21 protein-coding genes are annotated in these 20,041 nt (G+C 68.8%); 9 read left to right on the top strand and 12 right to left on the bottom strand.

The genetic code is table 11. The features are described 5' to 3' along the window. The first annotated feature begins 36 nt into the window (after window positions 1-36). The gene (locus tag ACLJPX_RS40915; RefSeq protein ID WP_410605575.1) at window positions 37-1,785 is read left to right on the top strand and encodes a proline--tRNA ligase; all 1,749 of its coding nucleotides are present in this window, start codon (window positions 37-39) and stop codon (window positions 1,783-1,785) included. After that, window positions 1,785-2,723 carry a hypothetical protein gene (locus ACLJPX_RS40910; protein ID WP_410605574.1) on the top strand — a complete coding sequence of 313 codons (939 nt, stop codon included), beginning with the start codon at window positions 1,785-1,787 and terminating at the stop codon, window positions 2,721-2,723. Before ACLJPX_RS40915 ends, ACLJPX_RS40910 begins: the two co-directional genes overlap by 1 nt. On the opposite strand, the gene ACLJPX_RS40905 is transcribed toward ACLJPX_RS40910, so the two are convergent. The 4 genes from ACLJPX_RS40905 to ACLJPX_RS40890 all read right to left on the bottom strand — a co-directional run bounded on the left by ACLJPX_RS40905 (window position 2,660) and on the right by ACLJPX_RS40890 (window position 7,418). Further along, window positions 2,660-4,849 (bottom strand): bifunctional lysylphosphatidylglycerol flippase/synthetase MprF, encoded by a 2,190-nt coding sequence (locus ACLJPX_RS40905; RefSeq protein WP_410605573.1) that lies wholly within the window; start codon window positions 4,847-4,849, stop codon window positions 2,660-2,662. The genes ACLJPX_RS40910 and ACLJPX_RS40905 overlap by 64 nt on opposite strands. Before the next feature lie 71 nt (window positions 4,850-4,920). Continuing rightward, window positions 4,921-5,787, bottom strand: a complete 867-nt coding sequence (locus ACLJPX_RS40900; RefSeq protein ID WP_410605572.1) for a hypothetical protein — start codon at window positions 5,785-5,787, stop codon at window positions 4,921-4,923. Beyond that, the gene (locus ACLJPX_RS40895; RefSeq protein WP_101609576.1) at window positions 5,784-6,722 is read right to left on the bottom strand and encodes a hypothetical protein; all 939 of its coding nucleotides are present in this window, start codon (window positions 6,720-6,722) and stop codon (window positions 5,784-5,786) included. The genes ACLJPX_RS40900 and ACLJPX_RS40895 overlap by 4 nt, the downstream gene beginning before the upstream one ends. A gap of 9 nt (window positions 6,723-6,731) precedes the next feature. Continuing rightward, window positions 6,732-7,418 (bottom strand): HAD hydrolase-like protein, encoded by a 687-nt coding sequence (locus ACLJPX_RS40890; protein WP_410605694.1) that lies wholly within the window; start codon window positions 7,416-7,418, stop codon window positions 6,732-6,734. A 127-nt stretch (window positions 7,419-7,545) separates the two neighbouring features. On the opposite strand from ACLJPX_RS40890, the gene ACLJPX_RS40885 reads away from it, so the two are divergent. Continuing rightward, window positions 7,546-8,550, top strand: a complete 1,005-nt coding sequence (locus tag ACLJPX_RS40885) for an ABC transporter permease (RefSeq protein WP_410605571.1) — start codon at window positions 7,546-7,548, stop codon at window positions 8,548-8,550. On the opposite strand, the gene ACLJPX_RS40880 is transcribed toward ACLJPX_RS40885, so the two are convergent. Genes ACLJPX_RS40880 through ACLJPX_RS40870 form a run of 3 tightly spaced genes read right to left on the bottom strand, consistent with a single transcriptional unit; the run spans window position 8,488 to window position 10,287 of the window. Continuing rightward, window positions 8,488-8,898 (bottom strand): secondary thiamine-phosphate synthase enzyme YjbQ, encoded by a 411-nt coding sequence (locus ACLJPX_RS40880; RefSeq protein WP_101609575.1) that lies wholly within the window; start codon window positions 8,896-8,898, stop codon window positions 8,488-8,490. The genes ACLJPX_RS40885 and ACLJPX_RS40880 overlap by 63 nt on opposite strands. Window positions 8,899-8,903: 5 nt before the next feature. Continuing rightward, the gene (locus ACLJPX_RS40875) at window positions 8,904-9,713 is read right to left on the bottom strand and encodes a DUF3626 domain-containing protein (protein WP_410605570.1); all 810 of its coding nucleotides are present in this window, start codon (window positions 9,711-9,713) and stop codon (window positions 8,904-8,906) included. A gap of 10 nt (window positions 9,714-9,723) precedes the next feature. Continuing rightward, window positions 9,724-10,287: a helix-turn-helix domain-containing protein gene (locus ACLJPX_RS40870; protein ID WP_410605569.1), complete on the bottom strand. Its 564-nt coding sequence runs from the start codon at window positions 10,285-10,287 to the stop codon at window positions 9,724-9,726. A 31-nt stretch (window positions 10,288-10,318) separates the two neighbouring features. On the opposite strand from ACLJPX_RS40870, the gene ACLJPX_RS40865 reads away from it, so the two are divergent. Continuing rightward, window positions 10,319-10,849 carry a GNAT family N-acetyltransferase gene (locus ACLJPX_RS40865; RefSeq protein ID WP_410605568.1) on the top strand — a complete coding sequence of 177 codons (531 nt, stop codon included), beginning with the start codon at window positions 10,319-10,321 and terminating at the stop codon, window positions 10,847-10,849. Window positions 10,850-11,048: 199 nt separating this feature from the next. Here ACLJPX_RS40865 and ACLJPX_RS40860 read toward each other — a convergent pair whose 3' ends face one another. From ACLJPX_RS40860 to ACLJPX_RS40840, 5 genes are read right to left on the bottom strand one after another with little or no spacing between them, the layout of a single operon-like run. Next, complete coding sequence (locus ACLJPX_RS40860) at window positions 11,049-11,693, bottom strand: response regulator (protein ID WP_410605567.1); 645 nt, start codon at window positions 11,691-11,693, stop codon at window positions 11,049-11,051. 16 nt (window positions 11,694-11,709) lie between these two features. After that, on the bottom strand, window positions 11,710-12,972 hold the full coding sequence (locus ACLJPX_RS40855) for a sensor histidine kinase (RefSeq protein ID WP_410605566.1): 1,263 nt from the start codon (window positions 12,970-12,972) through the stop codon (window positions 11,710-11,712). Window positions 12,973-13,019: 47 nt separating this feature from the next. Further along, window positions 13,020-13,223 carry a hypothetical protein gene (locus tag ACLJPX_RS40850; protein ID WP_101609572.1) on the bottom strand — a complete coding sequence of 68 codons (204 nt, stop codon included), beginning with the start codon at window positions 13,221-13,223 and terminating at the stop codon, window positions 13,020-13,022. A gap of 10 nt (window positions 13,224-13,233) precedes the next feature. Next, window positions 13,234-14,349 carry a fatty acid desaturase family protein gene (locus tag ACLJPX_RS40845; RefSeq protein WP_101609571.1) on the bottom strand — a complete coding sequence of 372 codons (1,116 nt, stop codon included), beginning with the start codon at window positions 14,347-14,349 and terminating at the stop codon, window positions 13,234-13,236. 12 nt (window positions 14,350-14,361) lie between these two features. Beyond that, on the bottom strand, window positions 14,362-15,453 hold the full coding sequence (locus tag ACLJPX_RS40840) for a ferredoxin reductase (RefSeq protein WP_410605565.1): 1,092 nt from the start codon (window positions 15,451-15,453) through the stop codon (window positions 14,362-14,364). 89 nt (window positions 15,454-15,542) lie between these two features. On the opposite strand from ACLJPX_RS40840, the gene ACLJPX_RS40835 reads away from it, so the two are divergent. The 5 genes from ACLJPX_RS40835 (at window position 15,543) to ACLJPX_RS40815 (ending at window position 19,968) form a co-directional block, all read left to right on the top strand. Beyond that, a complete protein-coding gene (locus tag ACLJPX_RS40835) occupies window positions 15,543-16,199 on the top strand; it encodes a TetR family transcriptional regulator (RefSeq protein ID WP_101609569.1) in 657 nt (218 codons plus the stop codon). Window positions 16,200-16,425: 226 nt separating this feature from the next. Beyond that, window positions 16,426-17,544: a Re/Si-specific NAD(P)(+) transhydrogenase subunit alpha gene (locus ACLJPX_RS40830; protein ID WP_410605564.1), complete on the top strand. Its 1,119-nt coding sequence runs from the start codon at window positions 16,426-16,428 to the stop codon at window positions 17,542-17,544. Beyond that, entirely contained in the window at window positions 17,544-17,843 is a 300-nt protein-coding gene (locus ACLJPX_RS40825) for an NAD(P) transhydrogenase subunit alpha (protein ID WP_007032801.1), read from the top strand. The genes ACLJPX_RS40830 and ACLJPX_RS40825 overlap by 1 nt, the downstream gene beginning before the upstream one ends. Further along, window positions 17,840-19,225: an NAD(P)(+) transhydrogenase (Re/Si-specific) subunit beta gene (locus ACLJPX_RS40820; protein WP_101609567.1), complete on the top strand. Its 1,386-nt coding sequence runs from the start codon at window positions 17,840-17,842 to the stop codon at window positions 19,223-19,225. Before ACLJPX_RS40825 ends, ACLJPX_RS40820 begins: the two co-directional genes overlap by 4 nt. Continuing rightward, a complete protein-coding gene (locus ACLJPX_RS40815) occupies window positions 19,222-19,968 on the top strand; it encodes a lipoate--protein ligase family protein (RefSeq protein ID WP_410605563.1) in 747 nt (248 codons plus the stop codon). Before ACLJPX_RS40820 ends, ACLJPX_RS40815 begins: the two co-directional genes overlap by 4 nt. Window positions 19,969-20,041: the final 73 nt, after the last annotated feature.

The following is a 20,041-nucleotide window of genomic DNA, read 5'->3' as shown; positions in this document are numbered from 1 at the left end:
ACGTCTCAGCACGTAATTCCAGCGAGGAGCCCAGAAGTGATCACCAGGATGTCGTCGTTGTTCCTTCGCACCCTGCGTGAGGATCCGGCGGACGCCGAGGTACCGAGCCACCGGCTCCTGGTACGCGCCGGCTACGTCCGCCGGGTCGCCCCGGGCGGTTACTCCTGGCTGCCGCTGGGCCTGCGGGTGCTGCGCCGGATCGAGAACGTCGTCCGCGAAGAGATGAACGCCTTCGGCGCGCAGGAGATCCAGTTCCCCGCGCTGCTGCCGAAGGAGCCCTACGAGGCCACCGGCCGCTGGACCGAGTACGGCGACGCGCTGTTCCGTCTCAAGGACCGCAAGGGCGCCGACTACCTTCTCGGCCCGACGCACGAAGAGCTCTTCGCGCTCACCGTGAAGGGTGAATTCAACTCGTACAAGGACTATCCCGTCGTCCTGTACCAAATCCAGACCAAGTACCGCGACGAGGCGCGTCCCCGCGCCGGCATCCTGCGCGGCCGCGAGTTCGTCATGAAGGACTCCTACTCCTTCGACCTCGACGACGAGGGCCTCGCGAAGTCGTACGAGCTGCACCGTCAGGCGTACACCAAGCTGTTCGACCGTCTCGGCATCGAGTACGTCGTCGTGAAGGCGACTTCGGGCGCGATGGGCGGCTCGGCCTCCGAGGAGTTCCTCGCCGTCGCCGAGACCGGTGAGGACACCTACGTCCGCAGCACCGAATCGGGTTACGCGGCCAACGTCGAAGCGGTCACCACGCCCGCTCCCGAGGCCAAGCCGATCGAGGGCCTGCCCGAGGCGAAGACCCACCACACGCCGAACACGCCGACCATCGAGTCGCTGGTCGCGTTCCTGAACGACGCGGACCTCGGCCGCACCTTCACCGCGGCGGACACGCTCAAGAACGTCCTGGTCAAGACGCGCCAGCCGGGCGCGAAGGAGTGGGAGCTGCTGGCCATCGGCCTCCCGGGCGACCGCGAGGTCGACACGAAGCGCCTCGAAGCCTCGCTCGAGCCCGCCGAGTTCGAACTGCTCGAAGAAGCGGACTTCAAGAAGAACCCCTTCCTCGTCAAGGGCTACATCGGCCCGAAGGCGCTGAAGGACAACGGCGTCCGCTACCTGCTCGACCCGCGTGTCGTCGACGGCACCGCCTGGGTCACCGGCGCCGACGAGCGCGACCACCACGTGGTCGACCTGGTCGCGGGCCGCGACTTCACCGGTGACGGCGTCATCGAGGCCGCCGAGGTCCGCGAAGGCGACGCCTCGCCCGACGGCAAGGGCACCCTGGTCGCCGCGCGCGGCATCGAGATCGGGCACATCTTCCAGCTGGGCCGCAAGTACGCCGACGCGTTCTCGCTGGACGCGCTGGGCCCGGACTCCAAGCCCATCCGCATCACCATGGGTTCCTACGGTGTCGGCGTCTCGCGGCTGGTCGGCGTGCTCGCCGAGCAGAACCACGACGATCTCGGCATCATCTGGCCGCGCGAGGTCTCGCCGTTCGACGTGCACGTCGTCATCGCTGGCAAGGACGAGACGATCGCCGCAGGCGCGGAGAAGCTCGCCGCCGAACTGGACGCCGCCGGGATCGAGGTCGTCCTCGACGACCGCAAGGCCTCCCCGGGCGTGAAGTTCGCGGACGCCGAACTCGTCGGCGTGCCGACCATCCTGGTGGTCGGCCGCGGTCTGGCGAACGGTGTCGTCGAGGTCAAGGACCGCCGCACCGGAGACCGCGAAGAGATCGCCGTCGACGCGGTCGTGGAGCACCTGGTCAAGCTCGTCCGCTCGTAATGTTCGGCAAGAAGCGCGGGGACTCCCCGGGCTATGAGGACAAACAGGCGCTGAGCGGGTTCGGGGGCTACGAGCCCTCGGACTCGCCCGGCTACACGCCGTCGCCTGTCGAACCCGTGTCAGAACCCACGCTGGAACCTTCGAAACCGGCGAAGCAGCCGATGTCGCGAAGCGGGCGAAGGGCCATGTACGGCTTCTTCGCCACGCTCGGCGTCATCGCGGTCGCCGCCTTGGCGAACAACGGCTCGGACCGGTCGTCGAGCAGCAGTACGCCGACCACCCGCGCGCCGGTCGTCTACACGCCTTCGCCGCGCGTCGTCGCGCCGCCGGTGACCGACGGCTGGCAGTCGGTGGCCGGTGCCGACGGTCTCGTCGCGTATGACGTTCCGCCGAACTGGACGCCGAAACCCGGCACGATCCACGGCTGGGAGAAGACCGCGCTCGTCCCCGGCATCTCCATGTTCTCCAGCGCTTTCGTCGGCGACGACTACTGCCCGGCGGTCAAGGGGAGCAGGATCGGGGGCAGCGGACTGACGACCGTGAAGGTCGCCGACGCGCCCGGCGCCGCGAACAAGGCCTTGTACGACCTCGTGGTGAGCGCGTACAACCCCGAGGAAGGCCCGTTGTCGGCCAAGATCGTCGCGGACCCGCCGCAGCAGGCGGAGTTCACGCTCGGCACCGGCAAGAAGGCCCCCGCGAACATCCTGATCGCCGAGGTGACCCTCGGGTACACCGGGACTTGCATCCCGAAGCGCGCCCTCGTCGGTGTGCAGGCGGTGGACATGGGCGACGCGTCCGCCGCCCTGCTCGTCTATTCGGACCAAGACCAGCAGGGCAGCGCGGATCGCGAGCAGATCTTGAAGATCCTCAAGACCTACCGGGGTGTCCCGGAAGCCGACCGCAAGACCATCACGCCGCCGCCTTCGACGCTGCGCTGATCCTTTTGGGGCTGGGGCTTCTTGCCGGAGCGGGCGAGCTTCGCCAGCCGCAGCAGACCCGTGTTCGGCAGGTAAGCCCGGCCGAGCGCGATCCCGATCCGCGGCAGATCCGCCTCGTCGCGGAAAGCGAGGTACAGCGGGACGTGGCGCGGCTGGAATTTCGCCTTGAACGCGTGCAGTGAACGGAAGCCGTAGAACGGTTCCATCATCGTGCCGAGCGCGTCCAGAACCCGTTCGACGGCGTGCGCGGGTTCGCCGGAGCTCGCCAGCGGGGCACCGGACAGTGACACGAACTTCGCGCCTTCCTCGCGGAAGGCCAGGCACGACGACGCGATCAGGAACTCCATCGACGGGCGGAAGCCGTCGGCGCGTTTGCGCATGACGTCGAGCGTCCAGCCGCCGATCGCGCCGGCACCGGTGTACACCGGCAGCCAGGACGTCACGCCGTGGACCACGCCGTCGGCGTCGACGGCAAGACCGACGCGGGTCTCCGGGTCCATCGCCTCGTCGACCCCGCCGAGGGTGAAGCCCATTTCGGGCATGCCCTTGTCGCTGATCCACTCCTCGGAGATCGCGCGGACCTGCGAGATCACCGCGCGCGGCTGATCGGCGAGCCGGACCAGCCGGAATTCGATGCCGTCCTTCTTGGCGCGGTTGATCGCGGTCCGGACGTCCTGCCAGCGCTTGCCGCGGAACTCCAGCGTCTCGAGTTCGATCAGGGTGTCCTCGGCGACCTGGACGTGCTTCCAGCCGAGTTCCTTGGTCGTCGCGGTAGTTTCGCCGGTGGCGGAGAACAGGCACGGCACGAGGCCGGTGTTCTCGCACATCGTGATGAACTCGGCGATCGTGCGGTCGCCCGCGCCGTCCGGGGCGATCGGGTCGCCGAGGGCGATCGCGACACCGGCGTGGCGCCGGTAGGCGAGGTAGGACTTGCCGTCCGCGGCGACGAAGTACGAGTTCTGCGGCCACGTCGTCATCCACGAAAGCGTGCTTCCGCCGTGACGGCTGAGCAGCGTGCGGGCCAGCGCGGGGTTGCCCATCCGGCCGAGGCGGCGGCGTTTCCGCCGTGACGGCACGCGGAAGGCGCCCCGCGAGGAGACCAGCAGCGCGAACTCGACCGTCCACAGGAGATTGTCCACGAAGAACAGCGGCGGATCCGAAAGCCCGGTGTCCTCACCGAGGACCTCGGCCAGCGCGAGCACGCCGCCGTAGGCCATCACCTGAAGGATGACGAACGAGGTCAGGATCATCGCGCACCACCAGGCGACCTGGCTGCCCTTGCGCAGGCCGTTCATGATCGGCACCACGATCAGGCACAGGATGACGACTTCCCAGGTGGACAGCGAAAGTTCCTCGGACGAACCGAAGGGGCCGTTGCCAGGGACGAAGGACATCACCAGTTCGGCGACCGTCAGCACCAGCAGGCCCGCCACGACGTAGAACCGCCACTCGCGCAGGCTCGGCCGCCGTTCACGGGCGGAATCCTTCGAAGCGACGAACTTGCGCCCGAACGGCAGGGCCAGGACGAGGGCGAAGAAGTGCACGAGGTCGGCGAGCGTGCCGACGAAGATGATCGCGATCCCGGCGTAGACGCACAGCCCGGCGCGCAACCGCAGGCGCCACGGCGGGCGCAGGGTGGCGCTGGCGACCGCGACCGCGGCGAGCGCGCCCCCGGAGAACCCGACGTCGAGGCTGCCCGCGACCCGTTCCGCCCACTCCCAGCCGGAGTTGCGGCTCAGCGCGAGGAACTGGACCGCGACCAGCACGCTGACGAACTGACCGCCGATGGCGACGGCCATCGCCCGGCGCGTGCCGAGCCGCCATTCCGCGAATCCGGCGAACAACGCGAAGCTGAGCACCATCGGCAGGTAGTAGAGCGGGACGACCGCGAACAGCGGTCCGGTGAGCACGGTCCACCAGCGGCCTGATTCGAGCGACGGCAGCCCGTAGGCGATGTACGGATACACCGCGCGATCCTCGGCGGCCGACCAGAGCGCGCCCGTGGCCAAGGCGAGCGCGAGCATGGTCACCGTGACGAGGGTCGTGAAAGGCAGCCGGTGCCTCAGCACCGTGGCGATCTTGTGCGTCCGGCCCGGCGCGGCCGTCCCGCTTCCCCCTGTTGGCATGGGAATCAAGGTAGGCGCGGGAGCCGGTCGGACACATCCGGCACGGGACCCATATTTCCCTTAGGGGAGTGCTACTCGCGACGGATGCTCTCACCCATCTTGAGGACGATGTCCCTGGCTACCGGGTCGGGGATCTCCTGGTCCGCCAGCACCAGGAGGACGTGGTAGCGGCCGGAACCGGGCAATGCGGGCAGGGGCAGGGCGATCGCGGTGATCGCGACGGACGGGGCCGAGCACGGCCCGTCAGCGGCGGGGACGACGGTGGTGGTCACGGAGGTGGCGATCGTGCCGCCGTCGCGGACGGTCACCGGTCCGGCCTCGCCGATTTCGGTCTTCGGGGCCCGCCCGCCGCTGATGGAGCCGTACGCGGCCGCGGCCCAGCGGAGGGTGGTTTCTTCCGCCGCTTGGGCGAGGCTTCCGACTTCGCCCTCGTCGATGGTGGTGAACCCCGCCATCGCGCGTGCCGAGAGGTCGGAGCCGGGGCAGAAGTCACGCTGGTACCGGGCGACGCCCTGCAATGTGACGAGTTCGCCCGCCGGTGTCTCGTACCCGACCGCGACGTCGGGTTCTTCGAGTTTCCAGTCCGGCGGGACGTCGAAGACGAGCGGGTGGTCGTCGGACAGCACGGGCTGCCAGCCCTCGATCACGGGCTCGATCCGGCCGGGTGACTCCGGGTCCGGCAAGGCGAGGTCCCGCGCGGGCGGCGGCGGGGCCTCGGTCCTGGCCTGGTAGGTCGCCGTCGTGCCGACCACGAGTACGACGATCAGTCCGATGATGCCCAGCGCGGGCAGGAGACGGGGGCGGCGGCGAGCCGGGACGGCGTCCTGGACGACCGGGAGCGGCCTCGTCTGTTCGGCTTCGTCTTCGAGCGGCTGCCCGGTGAGCGGATCGACGAACCACAGTCGCGGTTCGCCGGGGTGCCCACCGGGGCCGGTCACTGCTGCGGCCTCAAGCTCGCGAGGATCTTCTGGGCGTCCGCGTCGGGCAGCGCGTCGGGTGTGCCCTGGTCGAGGGCCATGACGAAGCAGATCGTCTGGTCGCCGGACTTGAACGCGGCCGAGGTGATCTTCACGCTCGGCGCCCGGCACTCCTCGGTCTCGGACGGGGTGAACGTCCCGGTCGAACTGACCGCCTGGATCGACCCGCCCGCGATCGGGACCTGCTTGATCTCGGGCAGCGGGACGTCGGCCTTGCCGGTGGCGGACTGGATCCAGAGCCGGACGGCGCCCCTGGCGGCGTTCTCGACCGGGATCTGGTCCGCGGTGGCGAACCCGACGACGCCGCGGTTCGAGCCGCGGGCATCCGGGCAGGCGCCGAGTTTGTAGGTCGACGCCTCGTGGACGACCATCTTGAACTCGCCCTCCTCGTACCCGACGAGCTGGCCGGGCTTGATCTCCCAGCCGGACGCGGGCAGGTCGTAGGCGACCTTGTCCTTGGCGGACAGGACCCCCTGCCAGCCGGGTGTCGTCGAGGGGACTTTGTTGTCCTTCGGCGCCCCGCTGCTCGTGGGCGGCGGTTTCGACGCAGAGGACGACGGCGGCACCGGTGCCGACGACGGCGGCGGACCGGCCTGAGGCTGGGGATCGTCGCCGTCACGCAGGACGAAGAAGAGCGTGGCACCGACGGCGATGACCAGGACGAGCGCGCCGAGGCCGATCCACAGGCCCTTCTTGCTCTTCTTCGGCGGTTCCGGCGCGAAGCCCTGGTACGTCTGCTGCGGGAACTGCTGATACCCCTGGTACTGCTGCTGGGGATCCTGCGGGTACTGGCCGTACTGAGGCGGGTTCTGCGGCGGATACCCCTGCTGCGGGGGTTGCTGCTGGTAGGGCTGCTGCGGTTGCTCCGGCCAGCCGTTGCCGCCTGGGTATGCCATGGAGCGAGCTTAGTTGGCGCTCCCGAGTACGGCCGCGCGCACCGCTGCCAGGTCGGACAGGTCGCCGAGGACGGTGTGGGCGCCCGCGTCGGCCAGTTCCTCCGCGCTGAACTGCCCTGTCGCCACGGCCACCGCGACGGCGCCGTTGTCGAGCGCGGCCCGGACGTCGTCTGGGGTGTCGCCGATGACGACGACGGAGGTGGGCGCGAACTCGGTGCCGTGTTTGGCCGAAGCGTGGCCGACGGCGGCGGGCACGAGATCGGGCCGGTGCGCCGAAAGCGAGCCGTAGCCGCCGATCTCGAAGTCCACGTGCTCGTGCAGGTCGAACGCGGTCAGCTTGTGCACGGAGATCTCCGGCAGGTTGCCGGTGACCAGGGTCTGGACGACGCCGCCGTGCGTGGCGAAGTCGTTCAGCGCGTCCTTGGCGCCCGGGAGCGCGCGGCCGCTCGTGGACAGCGTCGGGGCGTGGCTCTCGGAGACCGCGATCAGCGCGAGCCAGAGCTTGCGCACGTTCTCCTCGGTGGGCTCGACGCCGTGCGAGGTCAGGATGTCGGCGCTGATGGCGCGTTCGGTGCGGCCGCCGAACTGCGGCAGCGCGCGCAGCTCGACGCCCGCGACCTCGGCGAGCGCGGTCGTGTACCAGGAGGCGCCCACGCCACGCAGGTCCACGAGGGTCTGGTCGATGTCCCACAGCACGAGCCGGTGCGGAGTAGTCACGCGGTCGACGGTACCGGTGAGCTTATTCAACGTCTGTTGACTTCTTGGGGGCCGAAGCCTACCTTGGGCGCTAATTCAACAAGTGACGAATAACAGGAGGACGGTCATGCCGACCCCGAGCCGTCGCCCCGCCGGGGCCTTCGCCTTACTCGCCGCGGTGGCCGGTGCGCTGGCCGCCGTCGTACTCGGCTTTCTCACCTTCGGCGCGCAGGCCACCGTCGCGCCCGACGGCCTCCCGATCGCCGTGGCCGCGCCGCCGGGACCGCTCCGAACGGCCGCGAACGGGATCGCGTCCCACGGCGGCGGTCAGGTCTCCTGGCGGGTGACCTCGCCGGAGCAAGGCCGGAAACTGCTGGAGGACAAGGAGGTCTACGGCGTCCTCGAACTGCCGTCGACGGTCGTGGTCTCCGGGGCGGTGAACCCGGCCGGGACACAGATCGCGCAGCAGGTGCTGTCCGGCGCCGCACAGGCGCTCGGCGGGACGCCGAAGGTCGAGACCCTGCACCCGGCGAGCGCCGCGGGACGGGTCGCGCCGCTCGCGCTGAGCGCGCTGGCGTGGGTCGGCTGCCTGGCCGCGGGCGCCGTGCTGATCCTGGCCGGACGGCGGATCGGCAGGGAAGCGGGAGCCGCCGCGCGCTGCGCGCAGATCGTCGCGGCGGGCGTGCTGGTCACCGGTGCCCTGGCCGGATTCCTGAAGCTGTGGGACTCTTCGCTCCCGCTCGGCTGGGACGTCCTCGGCTTCCTTCTCCTGACCTCGACCGCTTTCGCGGCCCTGCAGACCGGTCTGCTGCGGCTGCTCGGGGTGCGGGCGATGGCGATTCTCGGCCCGCTGTACCTGGTCGCGCCCGCCGTCGCCGGGCAGGTGCCGGAACTGCTGAACCCGGCGTACCGCGCGGTGCTCTGGTCCTGGACGCCGTTCCGGTTCTCTGCCGAAGGTCTCCGCAGCCTTATGCAGGGCGTGCCCGCAGCGCCGGACGTCACGACCGGGGCCTGGGTGCTCGCCGGGCTGCTCGTGGTGGGGCTGGCGCTCGCGGTGTGGCCGGGCCGGTCAGCCCTCCAGGAGACTGAAGCGGACGCGCCGGACCGGGTTGTCCAGGTTGGTGTCCACTAGGCAGACCGACTGCCAGGTGCCCAGCGTCATCACCCCGCCGAGCACCGGGATCGTCGCGTACGGCGGCAGCAGCGCGGGCAGGACGTGGTCACGGCCGTGACCGGGACTGCCGTGCTGGTGCCGCCAGCGGCCGTCACGGGGGAGCAGGTCGTCGAGCGCCGCGAGCAGGTCTTCGTCACTGCCGGCGCCGGTTTCGAGAATGGCCAGCCCGGACGTCGCGTGCGGGACGAAGACGTGCAGGATCCCGTCCTCGGCGTCCGCGTCGCGCAGGAAGGACTCGGCGTCCCTGGTCAGGTCGTGCACCACGGCCACGCTGCCGGTGCGCACCTCGATCTCCGTGGAGTACATGCCCGTCACGGTAGTGCCCCGAAGCGCGCGACGTAGTGCCAAACGCGTTTGAGTGCTTGCTGGTCGACGTGGCGGGCTTCGCCGAGGACGCGCGGATCGAGGTAGCCATCCTCCGCCAGAGCCAGGCCGAGTTCGACGAATTCGGGACCGCGGTAGGCGGGGTGACGTGCGAGTTCCCGGGTCGACAGGCGGAATCCCCGATGCCACTCGACAGGGCAGCCGAGCCCGAGTGCGTCCTTTTCGACGTCGGTGCCGCGGTGGCTCGGATCGAGCACGAGGGCTTCGACGTCCGTTTTCAGCTGGACCGGACCGTGAACGTGCGCCTCGACGTAGTCGTCCAGAAGGTCTGCGTCGTCCTGGTCGGCCAACGTGATCAGTGCGGAAACCTTGGTGCCGTAACCGAAATCCGCCGGACTCAGGACGCTGTCCGGATAACAGAACGTCGTCCGCCCGATGGTGTGCGCCGCCATCCGGAAATGGGCCGAGCCGAACCTCGGCGCGCCGCCCACCGCGCGACGCCGGAAGTTGAGCGCCCCGTACTTGGGGCGTTCGGCGGGTGGCGCGTCGTCGTAGGCGCCGCCGAACATCCGGCTCTCCCACCGCCAGCGGTCTCCGCCGGGGTACGCGGTCAAGCCACCGTTGCTCGTCCCCGTTTCGAACTGGTTGCGGTAGAAACCGTCCTCGGCCATCGCGGCCAGGAGCGAACGTCCGTCCACTGTGGATCTGTCGGGATGGAAGTGCAGTGTCACCGGCAGCCCGGCCTCGTGCCCGCCGCGTGCTTTCGCCGCGACGTGGGATAGGGCCCGGGATCTCATCACCCGAGTATCAGGCGTGCCGCCGGGCGAGGGCGACCAGATATCGGACCGGTCCGGCCGTCGGGTTGACGTAGGCGCACGGCTGCGGAGTGCCGAGCTGCAGGCAGTCGCCCGCGTCGAGTTCGTGCTCGACCTCGCCCTCCCGGAACCGCAGATGCCCGTCGAGCACCCAGATCTGGTGGTGGGTCAGCGCGTAGGTGTGCGCGGGGAAGGCGACTTCGGCGCCCGCGGGCAGCACGACCTCGACCAGTTCCAGCGGCCCGCCGAGCGACGGCGACACCGCACGGCGCACGTAGCCGGTGTCGGGGTCGGTCCAGGCCGGCTGATCGGCCGCGCGCACGAGCCGCCGGTCACCGTGTTCGGCGCGCGCGATCAGCTCGGACAACGTCATCCCGAGCGCGGCCGAAAGCCTGCTGAGCAAGACCGCCGTGGGCTGCGCTTCGCCGCGTTCGATCTTGCCGATCATCGCCCTGGACACGCCCGACATCTCGGCGAGGGCGTTGGCCGAGAGGTTCTGGTCGAGTCTCGCGGACTGGAGCGTCGCGGCGAGCGACGCGGACAAGGGATCCGACATACTGCTCACTATAGTGGCAGACTCGGCTACTATGGTCGCCATGGTGATCAGGGAAGCGACGGAAGCCGACGCGACGGCGTGCGCGGAGATCTACGCGCCGTATGTCACCGACACGGTGATCTCGTTCGAAACCGAGGCCCCGAAGCCGGACGAGATGGCCGAGCGCATCGCCAAGGCGCAGCGATCACACGCGTGGCTCGTGCTCGAAGACGACGAAGGTCGCGTCGCCGGCTACGCCTACGGAGGCCCTTTCAGCGGCCGTCCTTCCTATCGCTGGTCTTGCGAGGTCAGCGTTTATCTGGAGCTCGGCCGCCGGAGGACCGGTGGCGGGCGGGCGCTCTACCAAGCGCTGCTGGACAGGCTGGCGTCGCGCGGCTTCCGGAACTTCTGCGCGGGGATGGTGCTTCCGAACGACGCGAGCGCGGGGCTGCACGCGGCGATGGGGTTCGAGCCGGTGGGGACCTACAAGCGGATCGGGTACAAGCACGGGGCCTGGCGGGATGTCGCTTGGGTGCAGCTGTGCCTGCCGGAGGTGGACGGGGTGCCGGTGGAGCCGCGGTAGGGCGTGGACGCGCGCCGGTTGGTCGTGAGCGGCGATTCGGGTTGAGCGGACCGGTATTGGGTTACCTGCGCCTGACCAGGGCGAATGGGAAGTTTCGGCGGCGACATGTTCGAGTGTGAAGGATTTGGGACGTTGAATGTCCTGATTCCTTCACCGTCGAGTGGGGAAGAATCCGGACGTTGAACCTGGAAACCCTGGTCTAGGACTCCAGATACCGGAGCACGGCGAGCACCCGCCGGTTGTCCCCTTCGGACTGGGGCAGCGCCAGCTTCCCGAAGATGCTCGACACGTACTTCTCCACCGAGCCCGCCGAAAGGAACAGCGCCGTCGCGATGGCCGAGTTCGACCGGCCCTCGGCCATCAGTCCCAGCACTTCGCGCTCCCGCGGGGTCAGCCCGGCGAGCGCGTCCGTCTTCCGTGTGGCGCTGAAGAGCTGGCTGACCACCTCGGGGTCGAGCACGGTCTCGCCCTCGGCGACCCGGCGAAGCGCGTCGAGGAAGTCCGACACCTCAGCGACGCGGTCCTTCAGCAGGTAGCCGACACCGCCCGCGCGGTCGGCCAGCAGTTCCGTCGCGTACTGCGTCTCGACGTACTGCGAGAAGAGCAGGATCGCGCACCCCGGCATTTCCGCGCGCAGCGCGATGGACGCGCGCAGGCCTTCGTCGGTGTGCGTCGGCGGCATCCGGATGTCCACAATGGACACGTCCGGCCGGTGTTCGCGGACCGCCGCGCACAGGCTGTCGCCGTCGGCGACGGCGGCGACGACCTCGTGCCCCCGAAGGTTCAGCAGTTCGACCAGCCCCGCCCGCAGGATGGCCGAATCCTCCGCGATCACGACGCGCACGCCGCCCCCCATGTTCCTATGTCCGTAGTGGTATCTCAGCGCTGATCACCGTAGGCCCTCCGGGAGGGCTGTCGATGTCGAGCCTGCCGTCCACCGTCGCGAGCCGTTCGGCGATCCCGGCGAGGCCGCCGCCCCGTTCCGGCCTCGCCCCGCCCTCGCCGCCGTCCCGCACGACGAGCCGCAGGCCGTCACCGAAGATACCCACATCGACCTCGATCGCGGCCGAAGTGTGTTTGGCGGCATTGGTCAGCAGTTCGGCGACGGTGAAGTAGGCGATGGTCTCGATCGACGGCGACGGCCTGCTCGGCAGGGTCACGGTGATCCGCGCGTCGATGCCCGAGCCCGCGGCCAAAGTGGACAGTGCGACGTCGAGGCCGGCGTCGAGCGCGGCGGGGTGGATGCCGCGGGCGAGGTCGCGCAGTTCGACCAGTGCCTGTTTCGCGTTGGCGTGCGCGGCGGTGACCAGGGCGGTGACCTGCGCGAGGTCGCCGTCACCGGCCAGCTCGTCCTTCGCGATGCCGAGCTTCATCGCCAGCGCGACCAGCTGGGCCTGGGCGCCGTCGTGCAGGTCGCGTTCGATCCGGCGCAGCCGCCGCGTCGCGTCGTCGACGGCGGTCGCCCGGCTGCGTTCGAGGTCGCGCACGCGTTTGGAGAGGTCCTCGGCGCCGAGGACGCCGCGCACCAGCAGGCGGTCGAGTTCGGTCAGGCCGTGGACCACCCATGGCGTCGCCAGCAGCACGGCCAGCCCGGTGAGGGCAAGCGGCAGGGTCAGGAGCCAGGTGTCGACGCGGAGGTCGAACGTCGGCATGGCTTCGCCGTTCAAGATGAACCAGAACAGCGGGTACGTCAGCGTGCTGACGGCGTATGTGAGCAGCGTCGCGACCAGGAAGAACTCGATGAACGACAGCGGCAGCCGGATCACCAGGTAGGCGATCGACCGCCAGCCGATCGGATCCCCGATCTTGCTCTTGACGCCGTTCCACAGACCCGGCCGCAGCTCGGGCCGGGTTGGCGGGGTGACCGTGGTCCCGAGCAGGGCCCGCGCCAGGGCGATATGCGCGGCGCCGATCAGCCGCGCGCCCGCCAGGACACCGATGAGCACCGGCAGTCCGACGGTGAGCAGGCTCAGGCCGATCCCGAGGACCAGCCCGACGACGACGAGCGCGACGAACACCAGTGTCAGCGGCGCGCCGATGATCACCCACGCCAGTTCCGCCCAGTACGCGCGGCTCAGCTGTGCGCCGAGGACACGTCGTGGCAGAGCGAAACGGGTGGTCACGGCTTCACTTTGCCGTGACCACCCGCCTCGTGCCCATCCAGGTTTCCCTAGTCTTCGCGGTGCTCTTCGTCCGCCTGCGCCCGCTGGGACGCCTCGCGCATCTCGATGACGTCCGTCAGCCAGTCGCCGGTCTCGCGGGCGATGTCCCGGATCGCGCCGGTGATGATCGTCGCGATGTTGCCGATGTGGGTGGCCGCCGACTCGGTGACCTCTTGGACCACGTCCTTGGTGCTTTCGAACTGACCGACCATGTCAGACACCTTAAGCCGCTCGGAGGGTCTTGTCGCTCTCCACGGTAGCGGGAGTGCGGGGTTCACCGTTCCAGGGCATGGCGAGTTTCACGATCTTCTTGGCCACCGAGAACAGCTGCTTGTGCAGGGGGCCGGTGTTGTACGGCAGGCCGTACTTCTCGCAGATCGCCCGCACCTCGCCCGCGATCTCCGGGTAGCGGCGCGCCGGGATGTCCGGGAAGAGGTGGTGCTCGATCTGGTGCGAGAGGTTCCCGGTCATGATGTGGAAGAGCTTGCCGCCGGTGATGTTCGCCGAGCCGAGGATCTGCCGCAGGTACCACTGGCCCCGCGACTCGTTCTCGGTCTCCTCCTCGGTGAAGCTCTCGACGTCGGCGGGGAAGTGCCCGCAGAAGATGATCGAGAACGACCACAGGTTGCGGGTCAGGTTCGCGGTCGCGTTGCCGAGGAAGGTCAGCGGCGCGAGCGGACCGGTCAGCAGCGGGAAGAGCACGTAGTCCTTGCCGACCTGGCGACCGGCCTTCTTGAGCATCTTCAGGCCGACTTCCTTGTTGTCCGACCACTTGCGCTCGCCCTTGACGATGCGGTCGAACTCGAGGTCGTGCAGCATGACGCCCCACTGGAACATGAACGCCAGCGCCACGGCGTACACCGGGTTGCCGAGGTAGTACGGGTGCCACTTCTGCGCCGGGTCCATCCGCAGGACGCCGTAACCGATGTCGCGGTCCTTGTCGAGGATGTTGGTGTAGGTGTGGTGCATGTAGTTGTGCGAATGACGCCAGTTCTCGGCGGGCGCGACGTTGTCCCACTCGAACTTCTGCGAGCTCAGCGCCGGGTCACGCGTCCAGTCGTACTGGCCGTGCATGACGTTGTGGCCGATCTCCATGTTGTCGAGGATCTTCGCCACCGAAAGCGCGGTCACGCCGGCGATCCACGCGGGCGGGAAGAACCCGGCGAACAGCAGCCCGCGGCCCGCGACCTCGAGCGCGCGCTGGGTCTTGATGACGTTGTGGATGTAGTCGACGTCGACCTGGCCGAGATCGGCGACGATCCGCTGCCGGATCTCGTCCAGTTCGCGGCCGAACTCCTCGACCTGGGCGGGGGTCAGTTTGTCCTGCAAGCCTGTCATCTCGGCTCCCTTCTAAGCGTTGATCTCGACGTCCCCGACCGGGACGGAGATGCAGAGCTGGATCTCTTCGTTCTCTTCGCTGGAGGTCTCGCCGGTCTTGGCGTTCCGCACACAGCCCGACGTCTTGACCTGCGTGCAGGAGAAGCAGATGCCCATCCGGCAACCGTGTTCCGGGCTCAGCCCGGCGTCTTCGGCCTGCTCCAGCAACGGCTTCCCGGAGTTCTCGAACTCGCGGCCGCTGCGTGCGAACCGGACCTGCCCCTCGGCGTTCTCGGTGTCGAAGGTGAGCGCCGGCGGCGTGAACTCCTCGGTGTGCAGATGTGCGCCGAGGCCGTCGGCCTCGAACGCCTCGCGGACCGAATCCATCAGCGGCTTCGGACCGCAGAGGAAAGTCTCGGCCTCGGGGTACCAGGGGACGGTCTCCGCGAGGTGTTCCTTCGAGAAGAACCCGTGCAGGTCGCCGCCGGTTTTCGCGTGAGTGAACGCGTGTACCAACCGCAGGCCGGGCAGGCGGCGGGCCAGGTCGGCGAGCTCGGCGCGGTAGAGCGCGTCTTCGGCGCCGTTGGAGTAGTGCAGGAAGGCGATGTCGCCCTCGTGGCGCTCGTCGGCCAGCGTGCGCAGCATCGACAGGACGGGCGTGATCCCGCTCCCGCCGCTCACCAGCAGGATCCGCCGCGGCCTCGGCGAGGGCAGCGTGAACTCACCGTCCGGAGTGGACAGACCGAGCACCGAGCCGATCGTGACCGTGCGGTTCAGGTGCCGTGAGACGAGGCCCTGCGGATCGGCCTTGATGGTCAGTTCCAGTGATCCGTCGTGCTCCGAACCGGCGGGCGAGTAGCAGCGGGTCCGGCGGACGCCGTCGATCTCGACGGTCACCCGCACGTACTGGCCCGCGACGTGCCCGCGCCAGGCCCGGCTCGGCCGGATGGTCAGCGTGACCGTGTCGGGCGTCTGCCGCCGGACGCCGGTGACCAGGCCGCGGATTTCGCGGCGGACCAGCATCGGGTCGACGAGTTCGAGGTAGCGGTCCATTCCGTGGGGCGTGAGCAGGGCCTCGGCCAGCGAGGCCAGCCGCCTGGCCCTGCGCGGTACCAGTGCCGTCATCACATCTCCAGAATTCAGTGAACGCTTGTACACTCAACAGTGAAGTGGCGATGGTCCCGCTTGTCAACGCGAGAGGAGGGCGATGTGACGTGGGTGATACCGCGGAGGCGATTACGCTGTCGGTCGTGACAACTGAGCCCGTTTCCAGGCAGGAGCGCAAACAGCGCACGCGTCAGGCGCTGCTGGACGCGGCGCTGGAACTGGTGGCGGAACGAGGGTTCTCCGGGCTGAGTCTGCGTGAGGTGGCGAAACAGGCCGGGATCGTGCCGACGGCCTTCTATCGCCATTTCGCATCGATGGACGAACTGGGCGTCGCGCTGGTGGAAGAGTCGATGCGCACCTTGCGCACGATGATCCGCTCCGCGCGCACCAAGCCCGCGGCGTACAACGACATGATCCGGACGTCCGTGCGCATCCTGCGCGAGCACGTGCGGGCGCACGAGGCCCACTTCCACTTCCTGACCAGGGAGCGCTACGGCGGCACCGGTCCGGTCCGGCAGGCGATCGGCTTCGAACTCAAGCTCTTCGTCAGCGAACTCGCCGTCGACCTCGCGCGGTTCGACAATCTTCGCGAATGGCTGACCGAGGATCTCCACCTGCTGGCGGACCTGATCGTGACGACCATGCTCACGACGGTGCTGGAACTGCTCGAAACACCTTCGCGTGACGGCGAGATCGTCCGCACCGCCGAACGGCGGCTGCGGTTGATCTTTCTGGGGGTGCCGAACTGGCGCAGCGTTCCGTGATGCGGAAAGGCGTTGCTCCGTAAGTGTCACAAGGGGTCCCCATAGGACGGTCGCCGTCCTATGGGGACCCCTTATGACGTCGCACACCTGGATCGATGGCTGGATCGATCGTGATGAGCGATGTCACGGAAAGATGCCGTCCGGATACGTTCAGCCAGGAAAGTTGTCGGTCGGACGTGGTAAACAGTGCGGGTTCGTGTGGTCCTCTCCAGCGAGGAGGTCGCCTGTGGCGGCAGAAAACGAGCAGCTCACGGTCGGTGTTGTCCGGGAGACCGGACAAGGTGAACGCCGCGTCGCGCTGGTACCGAAGCTCATCGAGCGCGTCTCAGGACGCGGACTGCGGGTGGTGGTCGAGCCCGGTGCGGGCGCCGGCGCGCTGCTCGCCGACGAGGTCTTCGAGCAGGCGGGCGCGGTGATCGGCGATCCGTGGGATGCCGACATCGTGGTGAAGGTGGCGCCTCCGAGCGCGGCCGAAGTCGCGAAGCTCAAACAGGGCACCATCCTCATCGGCTTCCTGAATCCCCGGGCCGATCCGGACGGGATAGCGGCGCTGGAGTCGGCGGGCGTCCGCGCCTTCGCCGTCGAGGCGATCCCCCGGATCTCGCGCGCGCAGGCCATGGACGCGTTGTCGTCACAGAGCAGCGTCGCGGGTTATCGCGCGGTTCTGCTGGCGGCGGAGAAGCTCACCCGCTTCTTCCCGATGCTCACCACCGCGGCCGGAACGGTGCCACCGGCGAAGGTGCTCGTGCTCGGCGCGGGTGTCGCCGGGCTGCAGGCCTTGGCGACGGCGAAACGGCTCGGCGCGCAGACCACCGGCTACGACGTCCGGCCCGAGGTCGGCGAGCAGGTGAAGTCGATCGGCGCGAAATTCCTCGCCCTCGGCATCGAGGCGGCCGGTGAAGGCGGGTACGCCCGCGAGCTGACCGAGGAGGAAAAGGCCGAGCAGCAACGCAGGCTCACCGAGGCGATCACGAGGTTCGACGTGGTGATCACCACCGCGCTCGTCCCCGGCCGCAAGGCACCGATCCTCGTCACCGCCGACGCGGTGAAGGGGATGCCCGCCGGTGGTGTCGTGGTCGACCTCGCCGGCGAGTCCGGCGGCAACTGCGAACTGACGAAACCGGGCGAGGAGATCGTCGAGCACGACGTCACCATCTGCTCGCCGCTGAACCTGGCGGCGGAAATGCCCGCGCACTCCAGCGAGCTCTACGCGCGCAACGTCACCGAGTTGCTGGAACTGCTCGTCGACAAGGAGGGCAAGCTCGCGCTCGACTTCTCCGACGAGATCGTCGCCGGGGCCTGCGTGGCCGGAGCTCGCGATTCCGAAAAGCAAGGGGGCGAGTGATGCTCGTAGGCAGCCTGGCGATCCTCGTACTCGCCGGATTCGTGGGATTCACCGTCATCTCGAAGGTGCCCAACACCCTGCACACCCCGCTCATGTCGGGGACCAACGCCATCCACGGCATCGTCCTGCTCGGCGGGCTGATCGTGCTCGGCCTCGGGGTGGACGGCGTACTCAACAAGATCCTGCTGGTGATCGCGATCGCCTTCGGCACGATCAACGTGGTCGGCGGCTTCCTCGTCACCGACCGGATGCTTTCGATGTTCAAGGCGAAGAAGCCGGAAGACGGTGGTGACAAGTGACGACCTTCATCGCCGTCCTCTACATCATTTCCTTCGCACTGTTCATCTACGGCCTGATGGGCCTGACCGGTCCGCGCACCGCGGTGCGCGGCAACTGGATCGCCGCGGTCGGCATGGGCATCGCGGTGATCGCGACGCTTTTGACGCCCGGTATGAGCAACTGGCTCTTGATCGCCCTCGGCGTCGCGATCGGTGTCGTCGTCGGCGTGCCGTCCGCGCGCAAGGTCAAGATGACCGCGATGCCGCAGATGGTGGCGCTGTTCAACGGCGTCGGCGGCGGGGCGGTGGCCCTGATCGCCTGGGTCGAGTTCCGCACCACGGAGGGCTACGCGCACGAGCCCGCGTACGTCGCGATCGCGTCGCTCTTCGCCGCGATCGTCGGTTCGGTGTCCTTCTGGGGCTCCAACATCGCGTTCGGGAAACTGCAGGAACTCATCTCCGGCCGCCCGATCACCCTCGGCAAGCTGCAGCAGCCGGTGAACGCGCTGGTGCTGATCGCCGCGATCGTCTTCGCGGTCGTCATCGCCACCGGCGGTGACGCCGAACTGCTGATGATCGGCCTGCTGGTCGCGGCGGGCGTGCTCGGCGTGGTGGTCGTGCTGCCGATCGGCGGCGCGGACATGCCGGTCGTCATCTCCCTGCTGAACGCGCTCACCGGGTTGTCGGCGGCGGCCATGGGTCTCGCGCTCGACAACACCGCGCTGATCGTGGCGGGCATGATCGTCGGCGCGTCGGGTTCGATCCTGACGAACCTGATGGCGAAGGCGATGAACCGGTCGATCCCGGCCATCGTCGCCGGCGGGTTCGGCGGCGGCACGGCGGTCGCGAGCAGCGGGTCCGGCGAGGTCCGGCCGGTCCGCAGCACCAGCGCGTCCGACACCGCGATCCAGATGGCGTACGCGAACAAGGTCGTGGTCGTCCCCGGTTACGGCATGGCCGTCGCGCAGGCGCAGCACGTGGTCCGCGAGATGGCGAAGCTGCTGGAGGCCAAGGGGATCACCGTCGAGTACGCCATCCACCCGGTGGCGGGCCGGATGCCGGGGCACATGAACGTGCTCCTCGCCGAGGCCGACGTCCCGTACGAACAGCTCAAGGAAATGGACGAGATCAACTCCGAGTTCGCCCAGACCGACGTCGCGCTGGTGATCGGCGCGAACGACGTCACGAACCCGGCCGCGGAGACCGATCCGGGCTCGCCCATCTACGGGATGCCGATCCTCAAGGTGAACCACAGCCGGTCGGTGATCGTGCTCAAGCGCTCGATGAGCTCGGGCTTCGCCGGCATCGACAACGAGCTCTTCTACGATGCGAAGACAAGCATGCTCTTCGGCGACGCCAAGTCGTCGGTGGGCGAGATCGTGGAGGAACTCAAAGCACTGTGACCGGTCCCTCGGAAGTCGTCGCTTCGTTCGACGACCCGGCCGACAACCTCGCGTTCGACGAAGCCCTCCTGCGTGCCGCACCGGAGGCGCCGGTCCTGTGGATCTGGCGCAACACCGACAGTGTGGTCGTGGGGCGGGGACAGAAGATCGAACGCGAGGTCAAGGCCGACGTCTGCGCGAGCGACGGTGTCCCGGTGCTGCGCCGGGCCAGCGGCGGCGGCACGGTGTTCCACGATCCCGGCAATCTCAACATCACCCTCGTCCTGCCGAGGCTCGGTCTCTCGGCGAAAGCCGTCAAACCGCTGGAAGCGCTCGGGGAACTGATGACCGCGACGGTGGCCCGGCTCGGGCTGCCGTCGCGGCTCGGTGATCGCGGCCTGTTCGTCGGTGACTCGAAGTTGTGCGGTTTCGCCGTGTTCCGGACGAGAACGGGCTTGCTCGCGCATTCCACCCTGCTCGTTTCGACCGCGGCCGAACGGGTCGGCCGGTACCTCACTTCGGCACCCGCGGATCCCCGTCCGCTCGACTCCCACCGGAGCCCGGTGGCGTCGCTCGCCGAGCATGGCCTGCGCAAAGGTGTTGCCGACGTCACGGCCGCGGTCCGCGCGGCGGCGGCCGCGCAACTGGGTGAACTCACCACCCGGAAGCCCTCGGCGGCGGAGCGGGAGTGGCACCGCTCGCTCCGGCACACGCGATACCACTACCCGGAATGGCATTCCGAGGGTTCTCAACGGACTTCTTGATCGGCGATCGCGGTATCGCCGACAACAAAACAAAAGGGCCCCCTTCGCCACTCGAGCGAAGGGGGCCCTTTTG

Source organism: Amycolatopsis sp. lyj-90, from assembly GCF_046549035.1.
In the GTDB taxonomy this organism is placed as follows: Bacteria; Actinomycetota; Actinomycetes; order Mycobacteriales; family Pseudonocardiaceae; genus Amycolatopsis.
This window is presented reverse-complemented; position numbering and strand designations above follow the sequence as displayed.

What these genes read in the sequence shown, in the direction of transcription:
- ACLJPX_RS40885 (WP_410605571.1), top strand. Translation starts at nt 7,546, where the DNA reads ATGCCGACCCCGAGCCGTCGCCCCGCCGGGGCCTTCGCCTTACTCGCC.
- ACLJPX_RS40910 (WP_410605574.1), top strand. Translation starts at nt 1,785, where the DNA reads ATGTTCGGCAAGAAGCGCGGGGACTCCCCGGGCTATGAGGACAAACAG.
- ACLJPX_RS40870 (WP_410605569.1), bottom strand. Translation starts at nt 10,287, where the DNA reads ATGTCGGATCCCTTGTCCGCGTCGCTCGCCGCGACGCTCCAGTCCGCG.
- ACLJPX_RS40875 (WP_410605570.1), bottom strand. Translation starts at nt 9,713, where the DNA reads ATGAGATCCCGGGCCCTATCCCACGTCGCGGCGAAAGCACGCGGCGGG.
- ACLJPX_RS40845 (WP_101609571.1), bottom strand. Translation starts at nt 14,349, where the DNA reads ATGACAGGCTTGCAGGACAAACTGACCCCCGCCCAGGTCGAGGAGTTC.
- ACLJPX_RS40865 (WP_410605568.1), top strand. Translation starts at nt 10,319, where the DNA reads ATGGTCGCCATGGTGATCAGGGAAGCGACGGAAGCCGACGCGACGGCG.
- ACLJPX_RS40895 (WP_101609576.1), bottom strand. Translation starts at nt 6,722, where the DNA reads ATGGCATACCCAGGCGGCAACGGCTGGCCGGAGCAACCGCAGCAGCCC.
- ACLJPX_RS40850 (WP_101609572.1), bottom strand. Translation starts at nt 13,223, where the DNA reads ATGGTCGGTCAGTTCGAAAGCACCAAGGACGTGGTCCAAGAGGTCACC.
- ACLJPX_RS40905 (WP_410605573.1), bottom strand. Translation starts at nt 4,849, where the DNA reads ATGCCAACAGGGGGAAGCGGGACGGCCGCGCCGGGCCGGACGCACAAG.
- ACLJPX_RS40840 (WP_410605565.1), bottom strand. Translation starts at nt 15,453, where the DNA reads ATGACGGCACTGGTACCGCGCAGGGCCAGGCGGCTGGCCTCGCTGGCC.
- ACLJPX_RS40825 (WP_007032801.1), top strand. Translation starts at nt 17,544, where the DNA reads ATGCTCGTAGGCAGCCTGGCGATCCTCGTACTCGCCGGATTCGTGGGA.
- ACLJPX_RS40880 (WP_101609575.1), bottom strand. Translation starts at nt 8,898, where the DNA reads ATGTACTCCACGGAGATCGAGGTGCGCACCGGCAGCGTGGCCGTGGTG.